At 41.7% G+C, this 19,661-nt stretch carries 16 protein-coding genes; all 16 read right to left on the reverse strand.

All coding sequences use genetic code 11. The annotated features are described in order from the left end of the window. Positions 1-156 precede the first annotated feature (156 nt). Complete coding sequence (locus JOC36_RS02920; protein ID WP_205145012.1) at positions 157-1,083, reverse strand: magnesium transporter CorA family protein; 927 nt, start codon at positions 1,081-1,083, stop codon at positions 157-159. Positions 1,084-1,134: 51 nt separating this feature from the next. Then, the gene (locus tag JOC36_RS02925) at positions 1,135-1,770 is read right to left on the reverse strand and encodes a DUF998 domain-containing protein (RefSeq protein WP_205145013.1); all 636 of its coding nucleotides are present in this window, start codon (positions 1,768-1,770) and stop codon (positions 1,135-1,137) included. Positions 1,771-1,866: 96 nt separating this feature from the next. Continuing rightward, positions 1,867-5,322 carry a pyruvate carboxylase gene (locus JOC36_RS02930; protein ID WP_205145014.1) on the reverse strand — a complete coding sequence of 1,152 codons (3,456 nt, stop codon included), beginning with the start codon at positions 5,320-5,322 and terminating at the stop codon, positions 1,867-1,869. A gap of 224 nt (positions 5,323-5,546) precedes the next feature. Beyond that, positions 5,547-5,753, reverse strand: a complete 207-nt coding sequence (locus JOC36_RS02935) for a hypothetical protein (RefSeq protein ID WP_205145015.1) — start codon at positions 5,751-5,753, stop codon at positions 5,547-5,549. 84 nt (positions 5,754-5,837) lie between these two features. Beyond that, a complete protein-coding gene (locus tag JOC36_RS02940; protein ID WP_205145016.1) occupies positions 5,838-7,028 on the reverse strand; it encodes an acetate/propionate family kinase in 1,191 nt (396 codons plus the stop codon). 277 nt (positions 7,029-7,305) lie between these two features. After that, positions 7,306-8,568, reverse strand: coding sequence for a peptidase T (gene pepT / locus JOC36_RS02945; RefSeq protein WP_205145017.1), 1,263 nt, complete (start codon positions 8,566-8,568; stop codon positions 7,306-7,308). A 15-nt stretch (positions 8,569-8,583) separates the two neighbouring features. After that, the gene (locus JOC36_RS02950) at positions 8,584-9,384 is read right to left on the reverse strand and encodes a Nif3-like dinuclear metal center hexameric protein (protein WP_205145018.1); all 801 of its coding nucleotides are present in this window, start codon (positions 9,382-9,384) and stop codon (positions 8,584-8,586) included. After that, on the reverse strand, positions 9,371-10,072 hold the full coding sequence (locus JOC36_RS02955; RefSeq protein WP_205145019.1) for a tRNA (adenine(22)-N(1))-methyltransferase: 702 nt from the start codon (positions 10,070-10,072) through the stop codon (positions 9,371-9,373). Before JOC36_RS02955 ends, JOC36_RS02950 begins: the two co-directional genes overlap by 14 nt. An 88-nt stretch (positions 10,073-10,160) precedes the next feature. Next, positions 10,161-11,456 carry a tetratricopeptide repeat protein gene (locus tag JOC36_RS02960; RefSeq protein ID WP_205145020.1) on the reverse strand — a complete coding sequence of 432 codons (1,296 nt, stop codon included), beginning with the start codon at positions 11,454-11,456 and terminating at the stop codon, positions 10,161-10,163. A gap of 23 nt (positions 11,457-11,479) precedes the next feature. Next, positions 11,480-11,626, reverse strand: a complete 147-nt coding sequence (locus tag JOC36_RS02965) for a hypothetical protein (RefSeq protein ID WP_205145021.1) — start codon at positions 11,624-11,626, stop codon at positions 11,480-11,482. Positions 11,627-11,692: 66 nt separating this feature from the next. Continuing rightward, positions 11,693-14,854 carry an AAA family ATPase gene (locus JOC36_RS02970; protein WP_205145022.1) on the reverse strand — a complete coding sequence of 1,054 codons (3,162 nt, stop codon included), beginning with the start codon at positions 14,852-14,854 and terminating at the stop codon, positions 11,693-11,695. Between the two features lies 1 nt (position 14,855). Next, positions 14,856-16,019, reverse strand: coding sequence for an exonuclease SbcCD subunit D (locus JOC36_RS02975; RefSeq protein ID WP_205145023.1), 1,164 nt, complete (start codon positions 16,017-16,019; stop codon positions 14,856-14,858). 68 nt (positions 16,020-16,087) lie between these two features. Next, positions 16,088-17,023: an L-lactate dehydrogenase gene (locus JOC36_RS02980; RefSeq protein WP_205145024.1), complete on the reverse strand. Its 936-nt coding sequence runs from the start codon at positions 17,021-17,023 to the stop codon at positions 16,088-16,090. Positions 17,024-17,088: 65 nt separating this feature from the next. Then, complete coding sequence (locus JOC36_RS02985; protein WP_239517517.1) at positions 17,089-18,297, reverse strand: MFS transporter; 1,209 nt, start codon at positions 18,295-18,297, stop codon at positions 17,089-17,091. A gap of 15 nt (positions 18,298-18,312) precedes the next feature. Beyond that, positions 18,313-18,828: an ECF transporter S component gene (locus JOC36_RS02990; protein WP_205145025.1), complete on the reverse strand. Its 516-nt coding sequence runs from the start codon at positions 18,826-18,828 to the stop codon at positions 18,313-18,315. Then, positions 18,825-19,649 carry a bifunctional hydroxymethylpyrimidine kinase/phosphomethylpyrimidine kinase gene (thiD, locus tag JOC36_RS02995; protein ID WP_205145026.1) on the reverse strand — a complete coding sequence of 275 codons (825 nt, stop codon included), beginning with the start codon at positions 19,647-19,649 and terminating at the stop codon, positions 18,825-18,827. The genes JOC36_RS02990 and thiD overlap by 4 nt, the downstream gene beginning before the upstream one ends. Between the last annotated feature and the right edge of the window lie 12 nt (positions 19,650-19,661).

Consider the following 19,661-nt stretch of genomic DNA (forward strand, 5'->3'; position numbering starts at 1 on the left):
TGTATTTTGTGAGATGCCTCTCACCTACCGATTGAACGACAGGTCTGGCTGCATGGGCCAAACCCCAAGCTTGCGCCGTTACAATAGCTAGTAAATTACAAAAGATAACTATACAGAATCTTAAGGAAAAATTCAAGGCTTTCGTCAAAATTTCTCTTATTTATCAAAATATCCATGACGCCAGAACCAAATCGTAGCAATAATCATCAAGATAACTGTAATGATAATCGTAATTAACCAGCTATAATGACTCATCGACAATGGCAAATATTTAACGTTTTGTCCGTAAAAACCAGTTACGATGGTTGGAATCGTCAAAACAACCGAATACACGGTCAAAATTTGCATAACCCAATTCAAATTACGATCATTACGAGCAGAATATGAATCAGAAATATTATTAATCACTGACGTAATGATATCAGACATTTTATCTGCTTGCTCTAATTCAATCTTTAACCGACTCTTCAATTGTTCTAGATTATGGGTCCACTTAACTTCCTTAAAATGCGCCGTCCAATCCTTGATAACCCCTTCATTATCTTCAAGCGAAGCATCAATGTATAGGAGTGCATTTTTAACGGTGGCAATGCTATCTAAATCACCAGAAAAGCCATGCGTTTTCTTATAGAAGCGCTTTTGGAAATGACGTCGTAGATTATCTAATTTACCAAGAACTTTTTCATAATCTTGATAAATCACTAATAATGATTCCAAGAGCGCCTCAGTTGGCGTAGCTTGCTCGTCTAGTTTACCTAACATATCAGTGATATCTTTAACTAGCCCCTCTAATGATTCACGCGCAAACATTAGCACCCGATGCTCATTGAATTGGACAATAAACGGTACTGCTTCAGTGTGATAAGCGCCTTCTGATGGCACATCATGATCAGCAACAACCGCATCCACGAACATCACCAATTCTTGATTTTCTTCAGAAAAGTGCCAACGGGCCGCTTCATTTTCATCACTAACATCGCGCAAGGCGCTTTCAGAGATGTGAAGCGACTTAACTTCGTCTGGCTTCAAATCGTCAACTTGATAATACGATACACTTTTACCCGCAAAAAGTTCTTTTAACATGTTTTATGCTCCTATTTAGCTCAATTAAAATTTTCAAACCCTTTGATAAAATTAAATTGCCTGTCGCATGAAATACCAACTTAAGAAACCAAAGCCTAAAGCAATCGCATCTAAAGCTAATATGTCAAAAAATCCACGAAATGGCCAATTGATCATTTGCATGCCAAATTCCAAAAAATTAAATAACACAAAAAGCAAAGCCATGACTGTCAAAACATTGCGCAACGACCACCAGGTCAATTTTGTCACTTCATTGGCATAACCCAAGATAGTCCCAGCAAGTACAATAATCAAAATGCCAAGCACGCCATCTTTTACTGTCATTCCGGTTGGCAAAACATAGGCCGCCATTTTAGCATTAGGCCAAAAATTGACCACTAATAACCATGTCACCCAGGCCAGTAACATGGCACCACTCCATCGGGTCATCATGCGTTCACTTTGAAAACGGTGATACGAATAAACGGCCAGCAAAGCAATTACGATTAAGAGCCCCGCCAAAACTTGTGCAACCAAAAAGCCACCCCGGTAAGGCGCACCTTGCGCTGTCAAAATGGCTAGTGGATACGCCATGGGTTGATAGGCCGGCCATAATAAGACGCCCAAGATACTTTCAAGTACATAAGTTAACGCGCCAACTAAGCCTAACCCAAAAAATAATTTATGTTGCCACCATTGCTGTTGCATATTTCACCTCGATAAATCTGAATGTTTATAGTTTATCATATTTTAAATCAGTAAAATCAATAAAAAAAGCATGCTACCTTAGCATGCTTTTTACGTTTACGCTTCTAAAATCATCAATAAATCACCAGTTTGAATCCCATCACCGGCTTGTACGCATACTTCTGTAATGGTTCCATCAATTGGTGCTTGTAGCGTTGTTTCCATCTTCATCGCTTCAGTAATCGCTAAAGTATCACCCTTTTTTACAACATCGCCAACTGATACTTCAACTGAAACTACTTCACCTGCCATCATCGCCGCAATTTCACCAGTCTGCTTTGGATCAGCCTTTCGTCTCATCTTAGTAGCTGGTTCGTTTTGCTTTAAGCCTTGTTGCATCACAGAAATGGTTGTTGGCCGACCATCAAGCATGACCGTTAAGTCCATTTCTTGGGTTTGCAAGTTTGGTTGCATACCAACCAACTCCACCGTCATCGTTCGCCCAGGTGCTAGCGTCACTTCAATCTCTTCATTCAATGGTAATCCGTAGAAAAAGCTTGGGGTATCAAGCTTCGTCACCGGACCATATTGAGCTTGCTTAGCTAGATAATCACTATAAACTTCAGGATATAAGGCCTTTGAAATCACTTGTTCAGGGGTTGGTTCATAGCCCAATTCTTCAGCTAACTCTGCCTTTACCTGTGACAAATCAAGGGGTTCCGCTAAGGCACCTGGTCGTGTCGTTAATGGTTGTTGCCCTTTAAGGACAATTCTTTGTAACTTCTCAGGGAAACCGCCAACGGGTTGTCCGAGCTTACCAGCAAAGAAATCAATCACTGACTGTGGGAAATCAATTTGATCACCTTGTTCGTAAACCTCTTCTGGGGTCAAGTTATTTTGAACCATGAACAGTGTCATATCACCAACCACCTTTGAAGATGGCGTGACTTTAATAATATCGCCAAACATTTGGTTAACTTGAGCATACATCTTTTTAATATCATCCCAACGATCACCCAACTGCATTGATTGCGCCTGTTGTTGCAAGTTAGAATACTGACCACCAGGCATTTCAACTTCAAAGATGTCTGTTTGTGGTGTTCGCATCCCATTATCAAAGGCATCATAATACGTCGAAACACCCTGCCAATAATGGTTAAGTTGCTCAACACCGGCCATATCTAATTCAGGTTGCCGCTCACTACCACTCAAAGCATAATACGTCGATGAAAGTGATGGTTGCGAGGTACTTCCTGACATCGCTGATGCAGCAACATCAATAATATCTACCCCAGCCTTCACGGCTTGCGTATAAGTTGCAACACCAACGCCAGTGGTATCATGTGTATGCAAATGAATTGGAATATCAATTGTCGACTTCAACGTGTCAATTAATCGATATGCCGCTTCAGGCTTGAGCAAGCCTGACATATCTTTAATCGCTAAAATATGGGCCCCAGCTGCTTCGATTTCTTTAGCAAAATCACGATAATATTGCAAAGTATATTTCGTTTGAGCTGGGTCCAATACATCCCCAGTATAAGCCATGGTAACTTCCGCAATTTTATTTTCATCACGAACCGCTTGGATTGATTGTTCCATTTGAGGCAACCAATTCAAACTATCAAAAATACGAAATACGTCCATCCCATTTTTCGCGGCTAGATGAATAAATTCACGAATCACATTGTCGGGATAATTGGCATAGCCCACCGCATTTGAACCACGGAAAAGCATTTGAAGCAAGGTACGTGGCATTTTTTCACGCAAAGCACGGAGACGTTCCCAGGGGTCTTCATCTAAGAAACGATAAGCTGTATCAAATGTTGCCCCACCCCACATCTCGTTGGAGAATAATTCTGGCAAAATTGCTTGCGTCTCGCGCGCCACGTCAGTCATATCTTTCGTTCGCATGCGGGTCGCAAAACGAGATTGATGAGCATCACGCATCGTTGTATCGCTCAATAACACTTCTTTTTGGTCTAAGACCCATTGACTGACTGCTTCAGGACCTTTTGCCTCGAGAACATCTTTTGCTGTCACAATCCCAGATGGCATCGTTTCACCAGATGGCATCGTTTCAATAGTTGGTTTTTGAGCTACCACTTGTGGGCGAGTCGCTTGTTGATCAAGACCTGGGAACCCATTTACCGTAATCTCAGCCAAATAGTCCAACAATTTTTGATTATCATTAACATTATCTGCCTGGGTTAATTCTGGAAGATGTTCGTCAATGAACGTCGTTGAAGCTTGTAACTTTAAGAAACGTTCATCAGAGAAAACAGCCTGCAAGAAGGCTGTATTTGTTTTGACACCAGTAATTTCTAATTCATCTAAAGCACGTCGCATCCGAGCTGCCGCCGCTTCAAAATCACTCGCACTAGCAATAATCTTTAATAGAAGTGAATCAAAATAGGGAGTCACCACTGCCCCAGGATAAACCGTTCCCGCATCAATGCGGATACCAGGCCCTGCCGGTTGTTGATAACTACGAATCGTTCCTGAATCAGGCATAAAGTCTTGCTTAGGATCTTCGGTCGTAATTCGAGCTTGAATTGCGACACCATTGGCTTTAATTTGTGACTGCTCGGGCAAGTTCAATACTGAATCATCCAAAGCATAACCCATTGCAATCAGAATTTGGCTCTTTACAATATCTACATCTGTCACGGCTTCTGTCACAGTGTGTTCAACTTGAACCCGTGGATTAACTTCAATGAAATAAAATTCATCGCCTGCAACCAAAAACTCGACTGTGGCTGCACTTTGATAATGTACACTTTCCATTAGGCGGACTGCTGCTTGTTGCAATTGTTCACGCAATTTAGTTGATACTGAAACAGCTGGTGCAAATTCAATAATCTTTTGATGCCGCCGTTGAATCGATGAATCACGTTCTAACAAATGCATCACGTGTCCGTGTTCATCAGCCAAAATTTGAACTTCCACGTGCTTGGGGTGTTCCAAATACTTTTCTAAATAAACATCACTTTTCCCAAATGATGCCTTTGCTTCTGAGGCTGCCCGTTCAAAGGCATCTTTAAGTTCTTCCGCATGATTAACAACGCGCATCCCGCGACCACCACCACCAGCAGCCGATTTAACAAATAATGGATAGCCGAATTGCTCACCAATGGCCAAAGCTTCCTCAACTGTCTCTACTGGCTCGGAGGTTCCGGGAACATCTGCAACATTCGCAGCTTCCGCAGCTTGCTTAGCTTTAATTTTGTCGCCAAAGATAGCCAAATGTTCGGCCGTTGGCCCAATAAATTTAATGCCCGCCCGATCCAAGGCGCTTGCAAAATCAGCATTTTCAGAAAGGAAGCCATATCCTGGATGCACAGCATCAACGTCATGGGCTTGGGCTAAAGCGACGATGCCATCGATATCTAAATAAGCTTCAATCGCCATCCCAGCTCCACCGATTTGATAAGCTTCATCAGCAGCAAAACGGTGAGCACTGTGCTTGTCCTGATCAGCATAAATAGCAACTGTCTTTAGGCCAAGTTCCTTGGCAGCACGAATAATTCTAATGGCAATCTCGCCACGATTTGCGACTAATAGCTTCTCCATAAACAGCCTCATTTCTAAAATCTTATCTTTCCACTAGCTAACAATATAGCGCAAATTAATGAAAATCGCTAGTGCTTTTTAACACAATCTTCGGAAACTAGCAACGTAAAACGTATTACCAGCATCATTGTTCTTTTTTTAATATTTGGCAGTGCACCTATTTACTTCACTACTACAAAAAAACAGCCACGCTAAACATTAGCATGACTGTTCTTATTTATTAGTTACTTTTTAGTTGTATGCACTTCTTCGAATTGACCATCAAAGACTTGCTTACTACTGTTAGCCGTTGTTTGGCGACCCGCAGCTTTATCAAAAGCCTCCCGGTAAGGATCCATCTGCTTACTAAAGTTAGCAAACATTCGGCGGGCCCGTCGACGTACGTATAGTACACCGAAAACGGTCAGCATAATTAATAGCAATAGACTCATCTAGATCCTCCTTTATGACTAACCATATTATGGCAGTTCAACCATAAACGAAGTTAAAAGCACATCCGAAAAGTATTTTAACGCTTATTGCTCGTTCTTCAAGCGTTCAACGTCACGGGCAATTTCAAGCTCTTCATTAGTTGGCACAACCAAAACCTTAGCAGTTGAATCATCCGTTGAAATAATGCGTTCCTTACCACGAACTTGGTTAGCTTCTGGGTCAACCTTGATACCCATAAAGTTCAAACGCTCACCAACCATGCGACGAACGATATCTGAATTTTCACCAATACCAGCCGTGAATGTAATGGCATCAACCCCACCTAATTCAACGATGTATTGACCAATATAACGCATGACACTGTCAACAAACATATCAACCGCCAACTTAGCATGATCATTTGTGTCCATAACATCTTCCAAATCACGCATATCAGATGCAATAGTTGAGATACCAAGCAAACCAGATTTGTTATTCAAAACATAAAGCATCTCTTCGTTTGACAATCCTTCACGTTCTTGGATGTAGTAAACCAATGAAGGGTCAACATCACCTGAACGAGTAGCCATCGTCACACCAGCCAATGGTGTGAAGCCCATTGACGTATCAAATGACTTACCATCCTTAATGGCCGTGATTGAGGCACCAGCACCCAAGTGTAGCGTAATCAACTTAAGGTCTTCTAGTGGCTTGTCCAAAATTTCAGCAGTGCGTTCTGAAACATAACGGTGTGAAGTTCCGTGGGCACCATACTTACGTGCACCATACTTGGTGTAGTATTCATATGGTAGTGAGTACAAGTAGTTCTCACGTGGCATTGTTTGATGGAAAGCTGTGTCAAAGACCGCAACTGAAATAGCATTTGGCAACAACTCACGGAAAATTTCAATTCCAGCAGCGTTAGCTGGGTTGTGCAAAGGTGCATAAGCAGATAGACGCTTAATCTTATCTAGAACCTCGTCGTCAACAACAACTGACTTGTTAAACCATTCTCCACCAGCAACAACACGGTGTCCCACACCAGTAATTTCTGATAGGTCGTTAATGACTTGCTTTTCCTTAAATTGGGTTAGCATCTCTTCAATGGCTGCCCGATGATCTGGGAAATCCTTGGTAATTTCAGTTTTTTCACCGTTAAACTTGAGAGTGAAAATTCCATCATCCAAACCAATCCGTTCGACTTGACCCTTGGCAATAACCTCTTCTGCAGGCATTTCCAATAGTTGGAACTTCAATGATGATGACCCAGCATTAATCGCTAATGTTTTAGACATGCTTAAACTCCTTTGATGTGCAAATTAAATTAAAATGATACATTCCATTGCCCACTTCGCTTAGTTCAACACTAAATAAAACGCGGACATACTGAAATGCTTTATTCCAATTATATAGATATATGGCGCTAGTTACAATTTAAAAAACAAAAAAACGTTAAAAATCACAAGATTTATTTGCTTAAGGGCTTTCTTAGCCTCCCAATTTTCGGATTGCTCCGAATTTTCAGTACTCAGCAAAAAAGGAACGTCCCTAGACGTCCCCTCTTAGTTATTTCTAAATTTCAGTCGCATCGTTAACATTCAATTCATTAATTTTGAGCATTGTATCAACAGCTTGCTTCATCACCCGCGTTGAAACATACTCAAAGCGTCCATGCATATTTTCAGCACCAGCAAAGATATTTGGTGTTGGTAGGCCTAAGAAAGTAATCTTTGACCCATCCGTCCCACCACGAACCGGTTCAATAATTGGTTCAATCTCCAAATCCGTCATCGCTTGCTCAGCCAAATGAACGGGTTGCATGTTATCCTTCAAGATTTCACCCATATTATAGTATTGGTCGTTCATATCAAGTTGCACACGAGGCTGGTCAAGTTTGGCATTCATATCATCCACAATCTTTTGCAACAAAGCCTTCTTTTCTTCAAACTTAGCGCGATCGTGATCACGAATAATATATGACATTGACGCTGCATCTGGTGTACCTTCCAACTTCAAAAGATGGAAGAAACCTTCACGTCCCTCAGTGTGCTCAGGACGATCATGTTCTGGTAATTGATTGTGGATATCAATCGCTAATTGAAGCGCATTAATCATCGTATCCTTAGCATCACCAGGATGAACATTCAAACCTTGAATCTTGATATCAGCTGAAGCAGCAGAGAAAGTCTCCCACTCTAGTTCACCTAATGGACCACCATCCATCGTATACGCGAAATCAGCACCAAATTCTTCAACATGAAAATGATCAGCACCAATACCAATTTCTTCATCAGGACCAAAGGCAAAGTGTAAGTCCCCATGCTTAACATCTGGATGACTTGTCAAATATTCAGCCATTGTCACTAATTCAGCAACACCTGATTTATCATCTGAACCTAACAGAGTCGTTCCATCAGTTGTAATCAAAGTATGTCCAGCATACTTTTTCAAAGATGGGAAAGCAGCTGGATCAAGGGTAAATTCATCATTCAACTTAATTGGTGACTTACCATCATAGTCTTCGACAAATTGTGGGTTAACATGTTCTGAATTAAAATCAGCCGTATCCACGTGAGAAATAAAGCCAATTGAAGGAATATCTCCATCAACATTTGCTGGTAAATCAGCAAATAGGTAACCATCGGACATCGTCCGGATATTTTGCAAGCCAAATTCCTTAAGTTCATCAGCTAAGTCAGCCAAAAAAGCGACTTCCTTTGAATCTGATGGAACTGTTTGTGAATCCTCATTTGAACGTGTGTTTACTTTAGCGTAGCGCACAAAGCGATCAATTAAATTAGGATAAACCGCTGCAATGTCTGTTAATTCAGTCATGAAACTACCTCTTTCCTATAGATACGTATAAGGATCAGTATTTGTTTGACTCGCAAATACTGCTTCTAGTTGCCAGTTATACTTATTTTGCCACTTTTCAACCAATGTGACCATCCTAGATTTAGCATTTGCTTCCATATGATGATCTGGATCAATCACAACCATATCATGGGCCAAAATATCATGCCCTGTGTGATAGTAAACATCTGCCGTCACAAAAGCATCGGCCCCCTTCGCTTGCGCCGTTAAATAATCGTCGCCACCATCCCCACCAAGGACGGCCACCCGCTTAATTGGGCGCTGTAAATCACGCGCAATAATCCGGACTGTCTTAACATTGAAAACATCGCGAACCTTCTTAGCAAACTCTGCTACGGTCGTCGTCTCAGCTAATGCACCGATCCGTCCAATTCCAGTCACACCATCGGCATTTGGCAATAATGGCTCTATATCATCAACAATTCCTAAATCTTCCGCTAACCAATCATTCATACCAGGTTTTGCCGCATCCAAATTTGTATGGGCGGCATACACAACAATCTGATGATTCAATAATTTAGCATACATGGCGTTTTGCGGATCACTTAAATCAAGGGTTTTAGCGGCATGAAACATCATGGGATGATGTGCAAAAATAAAATCTGCTCCCCGTTCAATCGCTTCATCAACCACCTCGGGGCGCACATCGAGAGTGGTCATAACCCGATGAATCTCTTGATTTGAATCACCTAACTGCAACCCAATCCGATCTTTCTCCCAGCCGATTGACTTAGGCGCATAATCTTCAATAGTCGCCATCAACTCACTCGCTCGCATGTGTTAATACCTCCTGAATTTGGGCTACTTGTTGCGCATAATTAGCGTAAGCAGCAGACTGTTGCTGATTTTGGTCAGCAAGCTGCTGCATAATCGACTGTAACCGTTGCTGTTCTCGTTGCCAATATTCACGCCAAACAGACGCTTGCTCTGCAATATTTAATGGCCCAAATTGTAAGGCTTGATCACTATATTCAGCCATACCTGGTTCAGCCACAACGATTTCATAATAATGACCATCATCTAAAATCATTCGTTCAGCAGTGATGCGATAATGATGCTTCATCAACCACGACCGAACAGCTGCAACGTCAGTGTTGGCTTGTAAAATCAAATGCGCATAATGTTCACCATGTTGGTGCCCCGCTTCCAAAATATTAGTAATTAAACGGCCACCCATCCCGGCAATCACCACGGTATCGATATCGTCCTCAGGCATCACGGCCGCCAAACCATCTGCTAGCCGTGGTTTCAAAACATCTGTTAGATGATGCCGGGCAATTTCCTCTTCAGCATTCTGTAAAGGTCCTTTGGCAACTTCACCAGCAATTGCGAAGTTAATCCGTTGGTTTAATAATAAATTCGCAGGTAGGTAGGCATGATCAGAACCAATATCAGCCAACCGAGCTCCGTCAGGAACGTATGCTGCCACAGCAGCTAAGCGATCTGATAAGTGCAATGCATCCATAATTCATTCTCGTTCTTTCCAATTAATATGTTCATTCTAACATAGCCCTACACATAAAATAAAAAAGCTGGTATAAACCAGCTTTTCATTAATATAAATCATCATCATTATCTTGTAACGCTAATTGTTCTTGTTCATCTAACATTTCATAATCATCAGGAACAAGCTTCAAATATAATGATAGCGTCTCTTTGGCGAAGTTTCGTTCACCAGCTTCTCTAAAGAAGTAGTAAGCTTCCTTTAGGAAGGTAGCGTCAGTTTCAAAGAATGGCAAAGCAGCTTGATAGTAACGATCCGCCATTTCAAAGTCTTCAATTGCAGCATAACTTTGCGCTAAATTGCGGTAGAAAGCTGGATCCATGTCAGCTTCTTCATCTTCAAAATAATCATTAATCAGATTGATATTCTCTTCATATTGCTCGTGTTGGGTCAACCAATCTGAATAATCCAAAGTTAAGGTTGTATCTTCAGGGTTATGCTCCAACCCTTCTTTAAAGAAGCTTTGGGCTTCTTGGCTCTCGCCTAAGCGTTCGCTGACAATTGCAGCTCGTTCGTACATTTTTGGATTATATTGATCAATTGCTAAGCCGGCTTGGTAAGTTTCCAAAGCCTGCTCATCCTTATGCTCAGTTTCATATAACTCACCTAGTGGCTCATACAACGTCGCATAATCAGGATCAAGTTTCTTCAATTCCTCAAAGCCATCAATCGCTTTATCACGTGTCTCTTCATCTGTCGCATACAGCATCGCTAATTGGAAACGTACATCAGAGGTCATATTCGAAGCATCAATTTGTTCCAAATAACCGAGGGCACGATCGACATCGCCAACTAGGGCATAAGCGACCCCAATCCGTGACGCAATATCTAAGCCAGAGAAGAAACGTTCCCCTTGTTCCAAAAGCGTCCGGTAATAAGGAATCGCTTGGCGATAATCAGCAATGGCAAAATAATATTCACCAAGGGCAAATAAAATAACGGGTTCAGTTGGCGCTAATTCATAAGCTTCTTTCAACTTACCTTCCGCAGCTTCATAGATGCCTTCTGACTGATATAAATCAGCCATCACCAATAAGGCTTGCAAATAGGCATCTGAATCAGGCTTAATTTCAGCAAGATAATTCACAGCTGTTTCGGCATCATCTTCATCCACCGCAATATCAGCCAATGCTGTCCGCAATTCATCGGCATCTGGATACTTGTCCAATAATTTTTTATATGCCCGCTTAGCTTGGTTAATAAAACCAAGTCCATACAACTCTTCCGCTAAAGAATAAATTGTATCATCATCGTCATGCCGTAATGATAATGCATATGACTTTTTGGCCGCCTCGGTCTGTCCAAGTTCTAATTCATCGAGCATCCGCTCTGCATAGCTTGCCATCTGCCTACCTCCAATAATCGTGGTTACTTGTCTGCTTTATTTTGTGCCTTTTGCTTGGCCTGTTCTAGTAAAGCCGCCCGCTTAGCTTTTTTTTGCTCAGCCGAGACCTGTCCTTTACTAGCCGCTCCCTGTGCAAAATCGTTCGATTTAATCGTTCCTTTTGTTGACATCTTCATCACCTTTTAAAAAATGTTGTTAAACTATTATACGCGTCTTTAAGCCGAAAAGCCAGGGCTTTAAGCCAATTGGTAGTGAATCTCACTTTGCCCATTTCCAAGCTTTTTAACTTGAATTTGTTGTGGAATTTGGGCTTTCATTGATTCAACGTGTGAAATCACTCCCACGAGACGTCCAGTATTTTCAACATTTCCCAACGCGGTCATCGCTTGTTCAAGTGTCTGACCATCTAATGAACCAAACCCTTCATCAATAAACAAGGCATCAATTTGAGCCCCACCGGCCCGTAACTGAACCACTTCCGCCATCGATAAAGCAATTGATAATGCAGCAATGAATGACTCACCACCCGACAGGGTATCAGTGCTCCGCCGATTTTGCGTCTCTTGATCAATAACATCAATATCCAAGCCATTTTGGTTGGCACGTCCAGACTTGTTTTCACTCAAAGCAAAAGCATAACGATTTCCTGAGAACTGTTGAATGTAATGGGCATTGGCATATTCCAACACTGTCTTCAAGAAATTACGTAGAATATAAGGTTCTAATTTCAATTTATCGGGATTATCTCCGTCCACTGCCGCGGTTAGAGCCAATAGGTCTTGCTGCGTTGTCACCTTTTGTTCAATCGTTTGCGTCAATGTTTGGACCTGCGCAGATGCTTTTTGCAATTGATCAGCGGTTAGTTGCGCTTTTTGCAACTGAGCCTGCTGTTCACTATATTGCGCTTCAGCTTGTTCAGTGGCCGTTTGCATCGCCACCATATCTGGTGCCGTCTGTCCTCCAATTTTTTCAGCTAAGCTAGCCAACTCACTTTTAACATGTCGCACATCACTTTCATAAGTTTGAATAGTCGTTCGCCAGGCCGTTCGTGGATCAGCTTGGACAATTTGCTGCATCCCCTGCGCAAATTGTACTGGTGCTACTTCTGTTTGCGAAGCTAATTGTGCTAGCAACGCTTCATGCTGCACAACTTGAGTCTGACGTGCTTCCTGTTGTTGCTCTTCTTGACGCGTGATTTGTTCTGTTAAACTCTTCAATTGACCTGTAACACTAGCCTGAATTTGCTTTAATTCAGCCAAATCATGTTCATAAACTTCAACGAATTGTTCCAACTCATCTAATTGCTGTTGGTAATCAGTCACTGATTTTAACTCATCCGGCAATTGCCCTTGCTCAGCTGCCAAATCCTTCAATTGTTGCGTAAGGCCACGCTGCGCTTCGGCACGTTCAGCTGTTTGCTGTGCAATCTCCATTAACGCTTGTTGCGTCGCTTCTGCTTGTTGCGTAATCGTCTCACGTTCAGCTAACGCTTGCTCTAAATCCTTTTTTAAAGTTGCATATGTGCCTTCAAATTGCGCAACATCCATAAAATCAAAACCGGCTGCCTTGGCTTGCTTTTGGAAGTCCTGTTGCGCCTCAGCTAAAACTTGCGTGGCTTCATTTTGATTTTGTGTGCGCTCGTTTACATCTGCCTGTAGTTGGGCCTGCTTTGTTTGTAAGGCCGTTAATGCTTGTTGGGCCTCCATCAATTGATTTTGAGCTGCTTCCACATCAGCCATGGCCGCTTTTAGTTCCGCTTCAGTATGCTGGCTCACATCTTTTTCTTGCTTAGCATGTTCATTCGGCTCATAGGGCATCCCACAGACTGGACAAGCTTCACCTGGTTCCAAATCCGCTTGTAACTGCGCAATCAAGGCTACTTTTCGTAAATCTTTTTTCGCAGTATTCTCAGCTTCAGCGTCTACTACAACTTGCTTAGCTCCTTGAACTTGCTCATTCAATTGGTCTAAAGCAAGCTTTTGTTCTTCCTGCTTTTGCTTTAACTGTTCCAACTGTTTTTGTTGGCTGAGCAAGCTTTCAAGTGGCGCCCGTAAATCTTGTAAGGCCGTTAAGCGCGTATTCACATCTTTCAACTCTTCCAAACGAGCTTTAGCATGGGCCTCTTTTTCCTGCAGTTCTACATGCTCTTTTTCGGCGGCTTCCGTAGCTTGCGTTAATGCTACTTGGCGTTGGTTTAATTTTGCTTGTTGTTGCTTTAATTCTGCCTGACGCTGCGCTTGAGGCATCAAAGTTTGTTGAATCTTTTTAATAGACGCCTTTTTTGCATCAATTTGCCCCTGTTGTTGTGTTAAATCGGTCAATTTGTCTTCAGTGTGTTCTAACTCAGCCTGTAGTTGCCTCTCCTTCGTTAAACTCGTTTGCAACTGTTGCGTCACTTGTTGTAATTGCTCTTCCAACGTCTCAATTTGTTGCACCAAAGGCTGCTGATCGGCAATCCAGTCTAACTGTGCTAAAGCTTCGCGCTGTTGATCAATCTGATTTGCTTGAGCCAACAGTTCAGATTGTTGTGCCATTAAACTTTTTTGACGTGCAAAATCATTTTCTAGAATCTTGCCCTGGTTTAAGGCATCTTGTGCTTTTTGCCAATCTGCTTTAGCAACCTGAACTTGTTTTGTTAATGTTTCGACGTATTGGTCTTGTTTAGTCGCTAAATCCTGCAATTGTGTGAATTGCTCAGCGTAACCTAATCCAGTTAAAGCATCTGCATCAAGGTAATCATCAAAGATTCGCTGTCGTTCTGCAACTAACTTATCTGTCGCAATACGAGCCTGTTTACTTTGTTCTTTCAAATCATCCACGAAGGCTTGAAAAATTTCACTACCATAGAGGCTGCGCAAAATAGTTAATTTATCATCGCTACCAGCCGCCAAGAAATCACGAAACTGATTTTGCGGTAATAAGATAATTTTACGGAATTGATCATCGGTAAGATGTAATAAATCAAGTACGGCTTGATTCACTTCTTTTTGGCGATTACCTAACGCCTTGATGGGGGTTTTTAAATCATCCGCCAATTCGCTGAAAGAGACTTTAGCCGTTTCCGTTTTCAATCCGTTATTTTTTTCAGTCTTACGCTTAGCCTGTAGTGTTTGCTTGGGACTACGTTCAATTTGATAAAAATGTCCATTGTGTTCAAATAAAAAGCTAACACTGGTTGCTTGATCTTGAGGCGCAAATTCACTACGCATCGCTTCTGCGCCACGGTCACCCGAAGTCGTCCCATATAGCGCATAAGTCATCCCATCAAACATAGTTGTCTTTCCGGCACCTGTATCGCCTGTAATCAAGAACAGACTGCCCTGATCAAATTTTTGAAAATCAATGGTCGTATTTGCATACGGTCCAAAATAATGCATGGTTAATGACAGTGGTCGCATTTTAATCCTCCTTACCCTGTAAGCGAGTGAGCGTTTCATCGATAATCGCGGCTTGACCAGCACTTAATGACGTTTGTGTGACTTGCTCATAAAATTCTCCAATCAAATCTTGATCAGACTTTTCTTCTTGAGCAATCAAATTTTGTTCATCAAAAGCCAACGTATTCGCGTTTTGTTGGTATTGAATTTCAACAATTTCGCCATAAATATCGCTTAATTGCCGTCGTAAATCAGCAACATGAGCTGGTTTAGTCAACTTAATACTAAAGAGATTCGCTCCCATCCGCTCATAATTTTGATAAAAAGTAGGATCGGTTAATTCTTCGAAAGTACCTTCCAACAAAATCAAATCTTTCTTAGGCACTAACGGCACCCACTTTGATGTCACACCAGTTTCAGTTACATCAACAATGTAAACACCTTTTTGGCTTTGCGCCTCTTTGGTATTAAATTTAATTGGTGAACCAGCATATTGGACGGTCGTACTAGGACTTGCTTCGCGCAAATGCAAATGTCCCAAAGCCACGTAGTCAAATCCATTAAATTGATTAACGTCAATACTTTTAAGGCCACCCACCTTTGAAGTTGTTTCACTTGTTAAGTCATAATCAGCATTTTGAGTGCCACTCACATAATAATGCGTGACCAAAATGTGTCGTTTATCTGGTAGGAATTGTGCCTCCATATCAGGAATCACGCGAGCCATAACGTCATTAATTGTTCTTAACTCGTTCGACTCGTTATCAATTTGATAGTAAACCCGAGCTTCCAGCGGATCAATGAATGGTAGCATGAACACTTGTACATCCCCAAAGACAACTGGCTCAAAAGCCTCCGCTAATGTTGTCTTCATGTACAATTGATTTTCTTCACGCCATTCCTTGCCTGCTCCTAACCGGGTCGGTCCATCATGATTTCCTGACACAGCAAAAATTGGTAAGTTCGCTTCTAAGTTCATTCGGCGTAGCATTTGTTCTAGAGCTTCAACCGCTGCAACCGGTGGAATACTGCGATCATATAAATCACCAGCTAACAAAACGGCATCAACCTGTTCGTCTTGTGCAATCGTCAACATCTGCTCAAAAGCGGTTTGTTGCTGTTCTAATAAAGAATACGCTCCCAGTTCTTTACCAATATGCCAGTCGGCGGTATGTAGAAATTTCATAACTACTCCTTCACTTCTTATGCGATAAAAAAGGTTGTCAATCACGAATGATTCACAACCTTTTCCCCTTAATCAAGCGTTGCTTGTAATTGCTCATATTGATCAACAATGTAATCGTGCGATGCTTGTAATTTTTCAACTTCTGCTGCAGTTAAATCCAATTGGCATTGCTCAACAACCCCAGTCTTACCAATAATGGCCGGATAAGATAGATATACTTCATTTTCTGGTCGCAAATTTGACACAACTAATTCTTCTCGAGCATCAGAAATAACTGCCTTGGCAATCCGGATGGCTGCAGTGGCAACCCCATAACTTGTAAAGCCTTTACCGTTAACGATGGCATAGCCACCCTTCTTGGTATCTGCTTCAATTTGCGCTAAATCAAGTTGGCGCGTCTCTGCTAATTTAAGCATTGGTTGCCCAAGCGCACGTACTGTCGACCAGGCTACAAATTGAGTATTTCCATGTTCACCCAAAGTATAACCAGCTACTGAGCGTGGATCAATATTTAGTTGTTCACCAATAATTCGCTTCATTCGAGCTGTATCCAATAGCGCTCCTGTACCAATCACTTGGTTAGCTGGCAAGCCTGTAACATCTTTAAACATTGTCGTGATGACATCGACTGGATTAGAAATAACAATTAAGACACCATTAAAGCCACTCGCTTTAATATTTTCTCCGACTGATTGCACCATTGAACTTGTGAACTTCAATTCAGCAAAGCGATCACCGGTGGGATTATTTTGTTGCAAAGCCATATTGCCCAATGTTGAAATCACCACATCAGCATCATGCAAGGCATCCCAATCATTAACGACAATATTCGCGTGCGTTTCAAGATTAGCCATCGCATCTTCAAAATCTAATTGATTAGCAACAACTTTATCCAAGCCTCGATTGATAAAAACATAATCATCTGCCAAACCTTGTGCGATCATCCCATGCGCAATTGCACTACCAACACTACCTAATCCAATAATTCCAATTTTACGTGCCATAATATATCCTTCCTTTTGCAATCCACTATTGAGATTATTTTACTTACCCCGTCTTAAACCAAACGTTAATTTTCAAAAATGCGCTTTACTCGCACCACCATCAAGGTCAAAGTGACTAAGATGACCACCAAAATTAAATAAACAATATTTTGTAAATTACCTGTGGGATGTGTAGCAAAGGCAACCCCATACAGCGTTGGTCCCATGGCTGAAATCAAATATCCACCCGATTGGGCCATCCCAGAAACCGTGGCCGTCTCTTGAGGTGTTTGTGTTTTGTCTGCAAACATTGTCATACCAATCAAAAAGAAAAATGAAGTCAAGAAGCCCATCAACACTGCTAAAATCAACCAAAACAGACTTGAACTTGTATTTTGATTAAACAGCATACCAGCTGAAACTAAGCCAAAGACGCCCACCCCGATAACACATGCTGATAACCATTTAGTTGATAAATGCGTAATCAAACTTGGCACAAGCAGTGAAACAAACATGCCAATCATTGAATAGAGTGCCATAAGTGAGCCGATAGTTGTCGCCGAAACATGATGGTATGCCATTAAGCTTGGCATCCATGCGACATATGTATAATTAATTAAAGCTTGTAACCCAAAAACAATTAATAGCGCCCATGCGCGTGGGTTTGACCATACATGTAGTTTAACCTTGCTCTTCGTTTCAGCCGGTTGATCAGTTGTAATCGCTGGCTGCGCAAATTGACTCGTAATCCACCAAACCAATAATGCTAACGCTGGCAAAAGAACTAAAATCCACATCACCGCATGCCAACCAAATTGACCAACAATTGGTGCTGTCATGATGTTAAAAATGGCAGTTCCAAGCATATTTGACATCGTATAGAGTGATGTATACAACCCCACCTTCTGTGGGAAGAACGCCGTCACAAAGGAAGGCATAAAAACATTTAAATGCGCAATTCCAACACCAATAAACGCCGTTCCTAAATACATCGCAACGGTTGTCGTCATTAAACGCAATCCTGAACCAATTAAAATCAGAATTACTGAAAAGGTAATCGCTCGTTTCAAGCCTAACCACTGCATTGTCTTGACTGCAAAATTTGATACCAAAACAAACATTAGTAGCGGAATCGTTGTTAACAATCCCAACTGGCCGGGCTGAACCGACAAGCTATGGGCAATCTCACCTAACATTAAAGGCAACGTTGTAATTGGTGCCCGCATATTCATCCCAACCAAAACAAGGCTAAGTACTAGCAATGTTAAAACCGGCGTCGTATATTTTTTCTGCAAAAGTAAACTTCCCTCCTAATCATTTTCTACAGAGGTTAATAATTTATTGACTGGCTTATTCACAATCAGTGCAACCACAAAGCCAACTAAGACTTGCATCACATTCGCAGGAATTTCGCTAGCACTTGCACCTAGGGCCGCCATAATTTGCATATTCATGCCACCCATCAACCAGTTCAATGCTGCACCACCAAGCCAGTAGCCAACTACCATGACAATTCCACCAACTAACGTGAACTTTGCCCGGTCAAGCCAAGTTGCTTCACTAACACCATAGATATAACCTTCAGTGCCGTGAATAATCAATGACAAAATCATCCATTGTGGATATCCGGCTAATAAATCCAATAATAAACCAGTTAAGCCACCGACAACTGCACCACTGCGTGGTCCAAAATTCCAGGCGGCCAAAAAAATACCTACTTCAACCAGTGATACAAAGCCGGTTGGCGTTGGCAAGCGTACAAAGTTACTGAGGACCAAATTAATTGCAATAATGATTGCTAGAATTGTAATTCTTTTAATTTTCATGAGTTAACCTTTCCATTTTTCATACGCCGTGCACCTTGCCAAACATTTCCAACTTTAAAGTCATGATTTAAAGGTACCCCATCCGCAATCGCATCGTGCACAAAAGTTTGCGCATCTTTAACAGCAACATTAATCGCTTGATTATCACCTAACCCACTTGCAACGGCTGAAGATAAGGTACATCCAGCACCATTATTTGTTTCAGCTGGGATACGCTCTTGATTCATGATAATTGGGGCCCCATTTTGTTGAACTAGCACATCATGAATCTGTTGGTCAGCCAAACGTGCGCCCCCTTTAACTAACACGGCATTGGGTCCATCCTGTAAAATCTGTTGACCCATTCGAATTAAATCATCAACTGACTCAGCAGTTTTTCCAGTTAACAGCTCCGCCTCAGTTAAATTTGGCGTTGTAATCGTTGCAAGCGGTAGTAAATCACGTCTTAAGCTTGTTACAAGCTCATGCACATCAACTGTATCTGTTTCTTTAAAAGCCATGACCGGATCAACAACGATTGGGCAGGTTAACCCTTGCTGTTTAAGAAAATCAGCAACTAATTTAACATGGTCAGCAGTTGGTAATAAGCCAATTTTAATGGCAGCAATATCATCAAGAGCGAAAATAGACTTAAGTTGTTCTAGCACAAGCTCTAAGTCAACCGGATGAATTTGAAAATCATCACCAATCACAGTCACAATACTCGTAATAGCGCTTAAACCTTGATAACCATATTCATCAAAAGTCGCTAAATCGGCCTGAATACCACCTCCGGCTAAACTATCCGAACCAGCAATCGTGACGATTTTTTTCACTACCATACCACCTGCCTC

The sequence above is a fragment of the Weissella uvarum genome (assembly GCF_016908785.1).
Classification (GTDB): domain Bacteria; phylum Bacillota; class Bacilli; order Lactobacillales; family Lactobacillaceae; genus Weissella; species Weissella uvarum.